Origin of the sequence: Sphingobacterium sp. DR205 (assembly GCF_011064245.1) — a bacterium.
Taxonomy (GTDB): domain Bacteria; phylum Bacteroidota; class Bacteroidia; order Sphingobacteriales; family Sphingobacteriaceae; genus Sphingobacterium; species Sphingobacterium athyrii.
In genome coordinates, this window is the sequence record NZ_CP049333.1 from 4,585,356 (window position 1) to 4,599,008 (window position 13,653).

Here is a 13,653-nt window from a genome sequence, read left to right on the forward strand (position 1 = left end):
AAATTTTAATCATTTTCTACAGCCATGGAATTTGCGGCGTAACCGCGCCACTTTTCTAATGCTAAACGAAAATCTTCAGGATATGGTACCTCAAAATACATATTTTCTTTTGTAGTTGGATGAATAAATCCCAATACCTGCGCATGGAGCGCCTGACGTGGAAGCAGGGCGAAGCAATTGTCCACAAATTGCTTATACTTTGAGAATACAGTCCCTTTTAATATTTTATCGCCACCATACATTGCGTCATTAAACAATGGATGGCCAATAGACTGCATGTGGGTCCGGATTTGATGCGTACGGCCTGTCTCCAGCTGACATTCGATCAAGGTCACATAACCCAATCGTTCCAGCACTTTGTAGTGCGTCACAGACCACCTTCCCTTATCTTCGCTATCGTACATAGCCATAATACGTCTATCTTTCAAATGACGACCAATATATCCTGTAATCGTTCCGTCTTCCTTCAGATCTCCCCATACCAGCGCAATGTATTTGCGGGTGATACTATGGTCAAAAAACTGTTTGGCCAAAAATGCCATCGATTTTTCATTCTTGGCAATCACCAATAATCCCGAAGTATCTTTGTCTATCCGGTGTACCAGCCCCGGACGGTCTGAATTTCCAGGCAATTGCGGCAGCAACTGTATATGGTAAGTCAATGCATTGACCAAAGTACCCGTATAATTATTATAGCCCGGATGTACAACCATACCCGCTTCTTTATTGACAATTAATACATCATCATCTTCATATTTTATGTCCAGGGGAATATCTTCGGGATAAACTTCATTGTCACGTGGTGGATCGGGCAATACCAAAGTAATGACATCATCCGGTCTGACTTTATAACTCGCCTTGATCTCTTTACCATTGACCATGACAGAACCCGCTTCAATGGCATGCTGAATTTTACTTCTTGTCGCATTTTCCACCCTATTCATCAGATATTTATCAATACGGAGTAAAGCTTGTCCCTTATCCACTTCAATTCGTAGATGTTCAAATAACTCCTGTTCTTCTTGATCTTGCGATCCCATTTGTTCGGTCATGCTACAAAAATAAACCAAATGAAACAATTTTCGTTAACTTTGTTTTCATTTAATGTTATGTTGCCATTCAAAATCCATAGCCCCGAAACAGAAATCACGTTACCTCTATGGGAAAAAAAGCACATTAAGGTGACGCTGAAGCGGGATGATCTGATCCATCCCTTCATTTCAGGCAATAAATGGAGAAAATTGAAATACAATCTTCAGGAAGCTTTACAGCTTCAGAAAAATCATCTCGTTACTTTTGGAGGTGCATGGAGCAACCATCTACTGGCGACTGCTTGCGCTGGAGCTACTTTCCGGTTCAAAACAACAGCTTTTGTCAGAGGTGATGAACAGGCGAACAACCCTGTTCTAACCATGTGTCAATTATTTGGCATGCGACTTATTTATGTGGACCGCGATTCCTATCGGGACAAAGAGCAGCTCTATCGTATGCATTTCGAACAGGATCCAACAACTTTCTATATCCACGAAGGTGGCTACGGACTCCTAGGCGCCAAAGGATGTGCCGAACTTGTCGATGAACTCCAACAGGATTACCAACATATCTTTACCGCCTGTGGTACCGGAACCACCTTGGCCGGAATTGCCAACGCAATTGATAAAAAAGATCTTTTCACACAGATACATGGTGTACCTGTACTAAAGAATGGCGGTTTTATCAATGACGAGGTCGCTCAGCTTTACCCTCAACTTCCGCCCCCTATTTTGCATCTGGACTATCATTTTGGCGGTTATGCCAAAACAACACCGGATCTCCTCACATTCACTCAGCATTTTATGAGCAGCACGGGAATTATGATCGAACCCACCTATACCGGAAAATTGCTCTACGCCGTGGATGATCTGATCAGAAAGGATTATTTCACACCCGCGGATCAACTGCTGATAGTACACACAGGCGGACTCACCGGGCTGCTCGGAATGTACCAACGGTTTGTTTTTAATTGACCTAGATCAATAAATGTAGTATTATGCCCTCAGCAGACATTCGACTGACATTTTTTTTATGATTATGTTGTAAGTTTGACCAGTTTAAAAATTAAAAACTTATACACAGATGAAAATATTAGCATTTGCAGGAACAAGTAATAAAAACTCCATCAACAAAATCTTTGTAACGAGTACCTCGAAATATTATAAAGAAGCGGATGACAGCATAGAGCTCCTTGATCTCAATCATTTCGAAATGCCTATTTATTCTTATGATAAGGAAGTAGAATTGGGTATTCCACAGTTGGCCCATGATTTTGCCGCAAAGATGGATGCTGCAGATTTCCTACTCATTTCATTGGCAGAACACAACGGATCCTACACTTCAGCTTACAAAAATATTGTAGACTGGGTTTCCCGCATCCCAAATCGCAAAACGTTCAATGGCAAACCAGTTTTCTTATTGGCAACCGCTCCCGGACCAATGGGTGGATCTACTGTATTAAATGCTGCAGTCAATAGAATCACGTGGGACGGTGCTGAAATCCTGGATTCATTCTCCCTTCCTGAATTCCATAAAAACTTTGAAGAAGGAAAAGGTATTATCAATCCAACTTTAAGAAGCCAGCTCGAAGCGAAAGTACGTAAGACTAAACGTGTGCTTGCAGAGAAATTGGCTGTTCAAGGTTAACAAAAGATTAACAAATAATCATTGTGAAAACCTCTTTTAATACGTAAATTCAAAACCTATTAAAAGAGGTTTTTGATATGGCAAAAAAAATATTATTACTGGTTGGAGACTTTGTAGAAGACTACGAAGCAATGGTTCCATTTCAAGCAATGGGATCAATAGGAATAACAGTTGATGCCATCGCCCCCGATCGAAAAAAGGGTGATGTCGTACCCACTGCTGTACATGATTTTACTGGCGACCAAACGTATAAGGAACTACGGGGACATAATTTTGCGATCAATAAGGATTTTGACCAGGTTAATCCCGAAGAATATGATGGACTCTATATCGCCGGTGGCCGTTCGGCGGAATATATCCGCCTTAATCAACGCGTATTGGAGATTACAAGACATTTCTTTGAAAAGAATAAGCCTGTCGCTGCAATCTGTCATGGAATTCAGGTATTGACAGCGGCAAAGGTTTTGACAGGACGTACGTTGACTGCCTATGTAGCGGTAGGACCAGATATTGAATTGGCTGGCGGAACTTGGAAAAATATTCCAGCTGACCAAGCGATTGTGGATGGAAATCTGGTGACCTCTCCTGCTTGGCCGGGACATCAGGCTATCCTAAAAGAATTTTATAAATTATTGGCTATAAACATTACTATTTAAGCGTATTTTAATGAAGAAGAATAAAAAGGTATGGCTTTTGGTCATTCCGATTTTAGTGTTGTTGGGTTTTATTTTAAAAGATACTTTCAATCAGAAAAGTATAGAAGATCTTCCCGGCGGGTTTAAAGAAGTTGCTTTTGTCAGGAATGAACAAAATAAAGGTGGAATTATCCGCATCTATGCCGTGACAGTAGGTGATGTGTTGAATGCAGATTACACGGGCTGCCTGGAGCTGCTACCGGTCAATGATTATGGTAGTACAACAACTGTATATTTTTTCGATCGTACGGCTCCTTATCCAACAAGTCTGACAATTGATGCCCCACATTTTGACAGCAGCAAATATAAAGCGATTCAGATCTCCAAAAAATACGGAAAAAAGTAATAGGCAGCTACAAGATTTCTGTTTACCCCAAAACGTTTCGCACTTTTTGGGGTATTTTTTTTAGACAAGATGAAGAAAAAATAAATTAATAATTCTTTAACACGAAAAAGTTCGTTTATCGCACCCATAGCTCTAGTTTTGCATCTTAAATTTATGTATATTTAGCTATGGCGAAAAAATTTATTCCTAGAGATATCAGTTGGTTAAGCTTTAATGGCAGGGTATTGCAAGAAGCTGCAGATGAGTCTGTTCCTTTACCCTTAAGGATCAAATTTTTAGGTATATTTTCCAATAACCTCGATGAATTTTTCCGGGTTCGGGTTGCCGGACTCAAACGTGCTATTGACCTCAAAGACAAAAGTGCCAATCAATCTTTTTATGAAGATCCGCAGTTGATTTTGGAAGAGCTTAATGTCAGAGTAATCAAACAGCAAAAGAAATTTGACAATACCTGGAACCGAATCCAAAAGGATATGGCCAAGCAAAATGTCTTTATCAAAACGAGTGAAGAACTAAGTCCGGAACAACAAAAATTTGTCAGCGAGTATTATCAGGATGATGTGGAATCAAATGTCATCCCTCTGATCCTCGATGATGTCCGTCCAATGCCTTATATCCGTGATAAGAGCCTCTATCTGGGTATTGCCATGGGTAAAAGTGAATGGCAATATGAAACTAAGTTTGCTTTAATTGAAATTCCTACGAGCCAAAATGGACGCTTCGTCCAGTTGCCTGCTCCAAAGGATGAAAAACATATTATCCTTCTCGAAGATGTCATCAAGTTCAATCTTCCATTGATATTCTCCTATTTTGGCTTTGATGTTTTCCATGCACATGTGTTTAAAGTCACAAAAGATGCTGAATTTGATATCGACAACGACATCAATACAACCTTGGTCGAAAAGATAAGTAAAGGGGTTAAGAATAGACGTAAAGGTAAACCGACGCGTTTTATTTTTGATCAGGAGATGAATCCAAAACTCGTGGAGTTTCTGATCAAAAAGCTCAACCTATCAAAAAAAGACAGTATCATACCCGGACAGAAGATCCATAATTTTAAACATTTTATGGACTTTCCGAACGTATTTAAGTCCTATCATCAACCACAGGAACGAACTTCATTCCCACACCCCTATTTTCAAAATTATGAGCGGGTCACCGATACTGTATTAAAAAAGGATGTGCTGCTGTCTTTTCCTTACCATGAGTTTAGGCCAATCATCGATTTATTACGCGAAGCAGCAATGGATCCGGATGTAAAAACAATACAGATTACCGCCTACCGCTTGGCTTCAAATTCCAAGGTCGCCAATGCATTGATCAATGCTGCACGAAATGGAAAGGAAGTAACGGTCATGCTTGAACTGCGGGCGCGATTTGATGAAGAGAATAACCTGGACTGGAAAGAGAAGCTAGAACTTGAAGGAATCAAGGTACTTACAGGTATTCCCAATAAAAAAGTACACGCCAAATTATGTGTCATCAAAAAACGGACAGGTGCAAAAACCATTCAGTATGGTTTTGTCAGTACAGGAAATATCAATGAGAAAACCGCTAAATTATATGGAGATTATTGCCTCTTGACCAGTAATAGGGATGTCATCGCCGACATCAATAAAGTATTCAATTACCTCAGACGGCCCAAATCCAACCCAGCTGACATGATCAAAAACTGTAAAAGTTTATTGATCTGTCCCATAGATATGCGTAGGGAACTGCTGCATTTTATCGATCTGGAAATAGCAGAGGCTAAAGCTGGCCGAAAAGCATCCATCATTATCAAAGTAAACTCGCTGAGCGACAAAGATATGATTAAAAAGCTCTATGATGCGGCAACCGCCGGAGTTAAAATAGATCTGATTATTCGGGGAATTTATTGTGCGACGAACCAGAAAACATTTAAATTACCCATGAATGCGATTTCAATCGTGGATGAATATCTCGAACATGCAAGGGTCATGTATTTTTACAATGCCGGTAAAGAGCTGATGTATATCTCCTCAGCAGATTGGATGACCCGAAATCTAGATCACCGTATTGAAGCCGCCGTAAAAATCACGAGTAAGAAGATCAAGGAAGACCTAAAGGAAATGCTTTACATACAGCTCAATGATAACGTCAAGGCTCGTATGCTGAACAATTCCTTAAGCAATCATTATGTTGAAAATAAAAAGGACCCCTGCCGCTCACAGATTGAGATCTACAAATACTTAAAAAAGAAAATAACGGATCATTAAGATAAGTTCCGACAAACCTCAGGCCTCCATTGCCTGAGGTTTTGCGTATTTACCATCCTTATTATCAGCTATAAGGGGTATGTAGCTCACATCTCGATGCTGGAATTGAGCATCTAAAGTTGTATCTTCAACCCATGAAACTCAATTTTTGTCTATCCATTAGTCTTGTATTTTTTGCCTTCCAATTGAAAGCCCAGCAAGAAATGCCGCAAAACTTCGCCTATGTAAAAGAATTTATTCCGACAATTAGCCTGGATATGCGTTACTTTGGAAGCCATAACTTTACGGGCCGCCCTGTTAACGGCTATGAAAAACCAGTTGCCATCCTGACCAAGCGTGCCGCATTGGCCCTACAACAAGTTGAAAAACATCTGAACAAACAGGGTTTGGCATTAAAAATATTCGACGCCTATCGTCCACAACGGGCTGTCGATCATTTCAAAGCTTGGTCACTGGTCACCAAAGATACCATTGCTAAACGTGAGTTCTATCCACAGTTAGATAAAAAAAACTTATTTAAACTGGGCTTTATTGCCGGCAAGTCTGGCCATAGTCGAGGTAGTACTGTCGACTTAACCTTGATCGATCTCACTAATAATAAAGAACTCGATATGGGAGCACCTTTTGATTTCTTTGGTGATATCTCCCACCACAACTATTCAAAACTAACAACAAAACAAAAAGAAAATCGTAAAATACTTCGCGAAGCCATGGCTAAATTTGGCTTTAAAGCCTACGACAAAGAATGGTGGCATTACACCCTAAAGGATGAACCTTATCGTAAAACCTATTTTGATTTTATTGTAAAATAATATGCCTGTCATCGATCAACATCTCAACAACAAAGATTTTTTTGCTTTTCATATCAAAGGAAACAGATCCAAGCCAGTATTCAGTCCGCAGCAGCAGCTTATATTGGCGAACAAGAATCTTTATTCACTCTGTTTAATAAAAAAGGGGGAAACATCTTTCATGATTAATGATGAGCGGGTACAGGTTGGGCAGCATCACCTGCTATTGACCAGTCCATCCTCGAAAGTTAACGGTGCATCTGTTGCCAAATCTTGGGACTGCGAAGTTTATCTGATTTTCTTCAGTATAGATTTTATCTTCAAATTGGACTTTCGAAAGGATTTTTTTGATCTCACAAAAAAATCACTCGCCTTGGATAATAGTCATGTGTTCGCTCTTTCGGTGCAGGATGCCACCAACCTGTCCAATCTGTTTAAACAGTTTATCCATTACGAGAAACAGGGGCATGATTATATTTTCAAACCAAAGATTATCAAATCTCTGGCCGAAGTGCTGTTCTGTGAAATTGCGCGCCTGGCAAGTCAAAATTTCAAAAATATCCCCGTCGTACCCTCACGAAAAAGAGAAATATTGGCCAATTTCTACCTCCTGCTAAAACAGTCTTTTCGTCAGGACCATACCGTGCAGTTTTATGCTTCAGAACTTGGTATCACCCCAAAACATCTCTCGGTGATCACAAAAGAACTTACGGGAAAATCAGCGATAGAATTAATACAGAATGTATTGGTGGAAGAGGCTAAATGCTTGCTCCGCCAGGGGCTTTCGATCGGCGAAATTGCGAAGCAACTGCATTTTTCAGATCAGTCTTTTTTTGGGAAATTCTTTAAGCGAAATGTAGGCATATCGCCTAAAGAATTTCGTCAAAAAGCCTGATTAAACGAAATCATGGAGATCAAAAATTGTATTAAATTGCCTATCCGCAGCAGAAGTATCCTGCAACTTATCTTCTCCCCAGGTCTGTCCTTTCAACCATAGTGTCTGACAACCTACAGCCTTAGCTGGAGCCATATCTTTACTATAGGAATCACCAACGACCAAAATCTCCGCAGCAGGTAAACCCATTGCTTCGACACCGAGCGCATAAATCGCGGGGTCTGGTTTACGTACGCCCACGACAGCTGACTCAACAACCGCTTTAAAATAAGATAAAATACCAAAATCAGCCAGCACAGCCTTTAGATTGCCATAGAAGTTGGAAACCATTACAATAGGATACTCTTCGCCTAGCGCAACCAATAATGGCTTTACCCGGGCTACCGTATCCTTGGCAAGAGAATAACCATCAAATGCAATTTTATCAGCCAGTTGCCTATCCAGGTCATAGCCAGCAGCAATAAGGTACTCAAACTGCACTTTCAATTTTGCTTTAAGTACCTCCAAGAAGTTAAACTCCGGTTTGATGATCGGCTGAATCGCCATCTGCCTTTCGGCATAAGCATATGCTTCTTGAAATGAACTTAAGTTGACCGGAACTTGATACTTTTCGTAGCCGGCCCATATTACCGCCCCCCAGTGTCCCCCATTTGTATCCAACGTACCACCGTAATCAAAAATAATTCCCTTAATTATAAACTTATCCATTGTTATTTCTTTTTAACTAAACTCATCCAGCCCAAACCGATAATGATCCAAACGATTTCCCGGATTCTGGTTACAATTCCCATAAAAATACCGACAGAAGCCGGTAGGCCGATGCTCATTACTGCCATCGCCAACCCACCTTCACGTGTCCCCAACTGCATCGGGAAGAAAAATACCAAATTGGCGAATAAAGAAGATCCAGAACTAATGATCATGGCATCAATAAAATCTATATTGATATCCAAGGCCAGACCGATAAAATAAATCTCCAGACAGCCGACTACCCGAGCAACAAATTCCCAGAAAAGAGCCGTATAAAATCGGCCCCTACGGTTTTGAAATAAATTCTTGACTTGTTGATCAACATCATTCAGTGTCTCGAACTTCGCCTCTAGCAGATTATTGATTTTCTTTCCGACCAAAGGCAAACCTGACAAAGCTCTCAATAACGAAACCGTGATTCCCTTTTTATAGAATTTGGTAAACAACCAGGTACATACGATGGCCATCACAAAAATTACGGCGCAGGCGACATCGACTAATGTACTGGCGGGTACAAACCAGAGAATCAGAAAAACAGACACTACCCAAAATAAAATATGGGATAGAATATGCATAACACCATATAAAAGAACGGATGAACCTGCTTTTGAACCACCAACATAATTTTTAAGCTCAATAATTCGGTAAGGCTCCCCCCCTAGTGCGACAAATGGTGTAATGTAATTAATCGCATACCCCGATACCGTCAATTGCAATACTTTCCAAAAAGGAACATCGGTCTGCGGCAATTGCGGTTCCTGAATAATCGCTTTAAACGCGATGGCATTCATCCAGTAGAGGACAGCCCAGCTACCCAGTACCGGCAAAAACCACCAACCGATTTTCTCCAGATTAGTCCAAATCTCCTCAACTCCCATCGCACGAATCATATAAGCCAAGGTGCCTATACCAATCAGCATAAAAAGGACCTTATAGATTTTACTCCCCATAGGTTGGATCGTTTGTTAACTTATCTACAAAATAACCACTTACCTTTTCCTGTCTGTTGCACATATAGATTAAGATTGGATTTAATACAAACATGTCAAAGAAAAAGTAAATCCATGGTTGCCCGATAAACAACCAAACGAAGAGAAAGATTACCCGAGTATTGAACTGTACAATATTGGTGTACTTCATCAATGGTTTATTTTTCATTCTGAAATCAACCATCAATTGTTTTGGCAAGTCGTCTTTATATCGCGATTTGACGATATGCAGCAGTTTCTGCAATTTTGGCGATAATTTTTCCTGATTTCGGGTATACCCCATGTAACCGTTCAACACAAATTTGCTGAAAAAGTTTTTCTTCCAGGAAAGTGCATCGTAATCAACTTTCAAATCGCGTGTATTATCCAACTCACTACCAGCTTTACCCTTAATAAAAAATAGGTGGACATTACGATAATAGTCGGCCATTGCAGATTGTATCATATGGGATACCCCGGCAAGGATACAGAACACCCATAGCCAATCCGTCCAGCCTTCGTTGATACTGCGCAAACAAATAGCGATATGAATAGATGCAAACCAAAAATCACCTGCAAAACCATCCAAAATTCGACCAAAACGACTCTTATTATCTGTCATTCGTGCCAATTGTCCATCTGCGCTATCCAAGGAGTTCGCGAAGATCAGCAGCAACATCCCGATCACATTTATCCATAAATCGCCATAATAAAACAGAATACCCGCAGCAACACCAAAGAAAATACTTATAATAGTCACTGCATTGGGTGTAATCCCGATTTTAGCGCATATCTGTGCAATACGAAATCCAATAGGCCTATAAAACCAGATATCTATTTTTTCTTCGGTATCGTTGGATTTTAAAGATTGTTCGAATGCACTCAAATTCTGTTCTTCGACTACATTAACTTGTTCTCTCTGCATTTTGGTTCTTTTCAGTAAATTTATGGTAAACCATTTGCGCAATGGCTTCAGCGGCTTCGGCTCGACAAGGGGCAAAGCTTGGCCAATCATTTAGATCAATAATATGAAAATCTCCGTTTGGATCGATTATTACATCACCGCCATAGATATGGACATCCAACACTTCTGCTGCGCGGTTGGCTACTTGCTTTAAATCAGCCAAATCAAACGGAAAATGCACAACTTCATCATTAATTTGCTCATACAAATCATATTTATGATGATTATGCTCGTAAGGATAAAAATAGAAAAAGAAATCGGTGTCTCTCACTGCATAAAACTTGAGTAAATCCCCAGCCAAATGTTCAGATATTACCGCTTCTTTAATTCCCCGAAGGGCGTATTCGTTCAAGATATGCTGCGCTTCTTTGAGGCTGGCAGCAAAGGTAACGTCCTCTTTATGGATGGCATGGAAATCGCCGCGTTTGATCCAGACGCCTTTCCCCTTCAACTTTTCAAAAATTGACTGCATATCTGCGACGGTAGAGATAACAATACTTTTAGGGTATGGAATCCCACCTTCCAACAATTTGAGTGTCATGTTTTTTCGAAAGCAGTTTTCAATACCAAAACCTGAATTCAATACATGAACACCATTATTTTGAAGTGATTGCAGCTTCTTAACCAAGGTTTTTGTTCTTCCCATCGTCAGGATATTTCCCTGTTTGACGGAATCAGAAGCTAAAAATTCATCCTCATTGCAAATTTCAACGGCTGCACCTTTTTCGGTTAATTTTAGCACAACTTCGTTAAATATTGCAGCATCATTCCCCACGTGATTGGGTGAAAAGCGATTTTTACGCGTCACGCCTAAAATAGAAATCATTTCGCTCATTTTATTAACTAACTTCCTCACTCAAAAACCGTTCCGCTACAATGCGATCCTTTAAGTGATCGATATCCACCACCTTCTCGAATACAAAAGCGTCAACGTTCAAATCGTTTTCTAAAAGCGCACGTTGAAAATTACGCATCCTGGAATTTCCGGCGGCGACAGAGCGGAGTGCGCAGTCCATCGCAGCCTTGCGAAAGCAATAAATCCCTCCCGAAACAAATTTTGTCCCGGCTGTGGCCTTGTCCAAAAATGCTTCCACATGTAATTCATCGTCTGTATTCACATAAAGTGGGCTCTCGTCATCCACAAATGGTGTCACAGCCATAAAGGCGTCTGCATCTGACTTCTGATGGAAAGCGGTGAGGTATTCGTGAAATTCGTGGGGTCTAAAAACAGTATCTGTAGTCGTCAGACAGCAGGAAGTCCAAGCAGGATTGTTTTTGACCAACAAAGCAAAACTATGCAAAGAACTGGGGGTGTCCTCCTCGATCAGGATGATAGGGAGTTCAAATGCTGTATGTGTTAAAAACGTCTTCAATTCAGGTGATTGTCTATTGATAATAACATGCACTTGCTGCGCACCTTCTTTAGCAAAAACGCGAATCAATCGTTCAATCAATGGAACTCCATGTAAGGGTAGCAAGGGCTTAGGTAAATTAAACCCCTCTTTTCGCAATCGAGATCCTTCTCCCGCCGCAATAATAGCAAATTCCATTCCTTCTAATTGCAAAATAAAATCATTCATTAAAAAAGTAAAACCCCTGTCACCATACTAGCGTTTGCAAACGCAAAAGTTTACAGCGGGTTATTGGTGGGTAATTATTTGAAAGCATCCCTATCCTATTTTTTAATAGCGCAAATCCGGAGGCCACGATATAATTATCCCGAAGAAAAAGGGGAAGAATCACCCGAAGTAATTGTTCCCCTTTTTATAAAGGTAATCTATTGAATACTATCTACTAACTCTTGGTAATAATCCAGTCCCAAGTGAGTAATCAAGTCCTCGCCCATAATATGACGCAAGGTATTTTGTAATTTCATCAATTGTTTGAAGATATCATGCTCAGGAGGTAAACCCGGTGCCGTTTGTGGTGATTTCAAATAGAAAGACAACCATTCCTGGATACCTGACATACCAGCACGTTGTGCCAAATCAATAAACAATGCCAAATCCAAAGCAACTGGAGCTGCCAAAATTGAATCTCGGCACAAGAAGTTGATCTTGATTTGCATTTTGTAACCCAACCAACCAAAGATATCGATGTTATCCCAAGACTCTTTGTTGTCTCCATGAGGAGGGTAGTAATTGATCCGTACCTTGTGGTATAAATCACCGTATAATTCTGGGTTCTTTTTCGCATCAAGAATTTCTTCCAATACGGATAATTTAGAAACTTCTTTTGTTTTGAAGTTTTCTGGATCATCCAATACCAAGCCATCGCGGTTACCCAAGATATTTGTAGAGAACCATCCTTCTACCCCTAGCGCTCTTGCCTGAAGACCAGGAGCAACAATTGTTTTCATCAATGTTTGACCTGTTTTGAAGTCTTTTCCAGCAATTGCAACGCCATGTTCATGAGCTAATTCTACAATAGCAGGAACATCACACGTTAAGTTAGGCGCACCGTTAACATAAGGAGCACCCTCTTTTATAGCCGCATAACAATAGATCATGCTCGGTGGAATACGTTGATCATCATTATCCAAAGCCTCTTCTAACTTTGCAATTGTTGAGAAGGCTTCATTTGTCTCAATATAGCGTTCAGTAGAACCACACCATACCAATACGACACGGTCTAAGCCGTTTTTTTCTTTAAATTCACGGATATCACGTTGTACGGCATCAGCCAACTCACGACGTGTCTTTTCCGTTTTAATGTGTGTACCGTCTAAATTCTTTACAAAATTGCGATCAAAGACAGCTTTCATCGGCTGAATAGCTTCCAGTTCAGCTTTTACGGCATCAAGTTGACCTTGTTCCAATACCTGTGCTTTTGAAGCTGCTTCATAGACGTTATCTTCATAAACATCCCAACCACCAAAAACTACATCTTCCAACTTTGCCAAAGGGACGAAATCCTTTATTAATGGATTTCTATTCTCCGTGCGCTTACCTAAACGGATTCTGCTCAACTGCGAAACAGATCCTATCGGTTTTGAAAAACCCTTGTTTATAGATGCCACACCAGCGATCAATGTTGTAGCCACAGCACCCAATCCCGGAATAAGAATACCCAATTTGCCATTGGCATCTTTCACTTGTTGTCCCATATTAATTCTATATACTTAATTTGTTATTTAATTGATGTTTTATGATAAAATAATTCTTAAAATTAGCTTAAAAAAACATATTTCACACCTATTGTCACTTTATTTATAAAATCGTGACAATTGCTTTTTCAAGGCCTATTCGAATACAAAAGAACTACAATAAAATACGATTCCGACCGAAGTCGTGATCACTCATCTCATTGAAATTTAAGTCATTTGAAC

Annotated in this window: 14 protein-coding genes; 7 read left to right on the plus strand and 7 right to left on the minus strand. The window is 40.2% G+C overall.

Annotation, left to right across the window (positions count from 1 at the left end):
* Positions 1-5: 5 nt before the first annotated feature.
* Positions 6-1,052 carry an RluA family pseudouridine synthase gene (locus G6053_RS19970; protein WP_165308123.1) on the minus strand — a complete coding sequence of 349 codons (1,047 nt, stop codon included), beginning with the start codon at positions 1,050-1,052 and terminating at the stop codon, positions 6-8.
* 18 nt (positions 1,053-1,070) lie between these two features.
* On the opposite strand from G6053_RS19970, the gene G6053_RS19975 reads away from it, so the two are divergent.
* The 7 genes from G6053_RS19975 to G6053_RS20005 all read left to right on the plus strand — a co-directional run bounded on the left by G6053_RS19975 (position 1,071) and on the right by G6053_RS20005 (position 7,643).
* Positions 1,071-2,006: a pyridoxal-phosphate dependent enzyme gene (locus G6053_RS19975; protein WP_241254777.1), complete on the plus strand. Its 936-nt coding sequence runs from the start codon at positions 1,071-1,073 to the stop codon at positions 2,004-2,006.
* 109 nt (positions 2,007-2,115) lie between these two features.
* Complete coding sequence (locus tag G6053_RS19980) at positions 2,116-2,679, plus strand: NAD(P)H-dependent oxidoreductase (protein WP_108633184.1); 564 nt, start codon at positions 2,116-2,118, stop codon at positions 2,677-2,679.
* A gap of 77 nt (positions 2,680-2,756) precedes the next feature.
* Positions 2,757-3,335: a DJ-1/PfpI family protein gene (locus G6053_RS19985; protein ID WP_108633183.1), complete on the plus strand. Its 579-nt coding sequence runs from the start codon at positions 2,757-2,759 to the stop codon at positions 3,333-3,335.
* A gap of 10 nt (positions 3,336-3,345) precedes the next feature.
* The gene (locus G6053_RS19990) at positions 3,346-3,720 is read left to right on the plus strand and encodes a hypothetical protein (RefSeq protein WP_165308124.1); all 375 of its coding nucleotides are present in this window, start codon (positions 3,346-3,348) and stop codon (positions 3,718-3,720) included.
* A 167-nt stretch (positions 3,721-3,887) separates the two neighbouring features.
* Positions 3,888-5,957 carry a polyphosphate kinase 1 gene (ppk1, locus tag G6053_RS19995; protein WP_165308126.1) on the plus strand — a complete coding sequence of 690 codons (2,070 nt, stop codon included), beginning with the start codon at positions 3,888-3,890 and terminating at the stop codon, positions 5,955-5,957.
* A gap of 134 nt (positions 5,958-6,091) precedes the next feature.
* Entirely contained in the window at positions 6,092-6,769 is a 678-nt protein-coding gene (locus tag G6053_RS20000; protein ID WP_206531781.1) for a M15 family metallopeptidase, read from the plus strand.
* A 1-nt stretch (position 6,770) separates the two neighbouring features.
* On the plus strand, positions 6,771-7,643 hold the full coding sequence (locus G6053_RS20005) for a helix-turn-helix domain-containing protein (protein ID WP_165308127.1): 873 nt from the start codon (positions 6,771-6,773) through the stop codon (positions 7,641-7,643).
* On the opposite strand, the gene G6053_RS20010 is transcribed toward G6053_RS20005, so the two are convergent.
* The 6 genes from G6053_RS20010 to G6053_RS20035 all read right to left on the minus strand — a co-directional run bounded on the left by G6053_RS20010 (position 7,644) and on the right by G6053_RS20035 (position 13,431).
* Positions 7,644-8,351, minus strand: a complete 708-nt coding sequence (locus tag G6053_RS20010) for an HAD family hydrolase (RefSeq protein WP_108633179.1) — start codon at positions 8,349-8,351, stop codon at positions 7,644-7,646.
* Between the two features lie 2 nt (positions 8,352-8,353).
* Positions 8,354-9,343: a lysylphosphatidylglycerol synthase transmembrane domain-containing protein gene (locus G6053_RS20015; RefSeq protein ID WP_108633178.1), complete on the minus strand. Its 990-nt coding sequence runs from the start codon at positions 9,341-9,343 to the stop codon at positions 8,354-8,356.
* A complete protein-coding gene (locus tag G6053_RS20020; protein ID WP_108633177.1) occupies positions 9,333-10,286 on the minus strand; it encodes a CDP-alcohol phosphatidyltransferase family protein in 954 nt (317 codons plus the stop codon). The genes G6053_RS20015 and G6053_RS20020 overlap by 11 nt, the downstream gene beginning before the upstream one ends.
* Complete coding sequence (locus tag G6053_RS20025) at positions 10,267-11,160, minus strand: hypothetical protein (RefSeq protein ID WP_108633176.1); 894 nt, start codon at positions 11,158-11,160, stop codon at positions 10,267-10,269. Before G6053_RS20025 ends, G6053_RS20020 begins: the two co-directional genes overlap by 20 nt.
* Before the next feature lie 4 nt (positions 11,161-11,164).
* On the minus strand, positions 11,165-11,905 hold the full coding sequence (locus G6053_RS20030; protein ID WP_241254778.1) for an NDP-sugar synthase: 741 nt from the start codon (positions 11,903-11,905) through the stop codon (positions 11,165-11,167).
* Positions 11,906-12,102: 197 nt separating this feature from the next.
* Positions 12,103-13,431 (minus strand): inositol-3-phosphate synthase, encoded by a 1,329-nt coding sequence (locus G6053_RS20035; RefSeq protein ID WP_108633174.1) that lies wholly within the window; start codon positions 13,429-13,431, stop codon positions 12,103-12,105.
* Between the last annotated feature and the right edge of the window lie 222 nt (positions 13,432-13,653).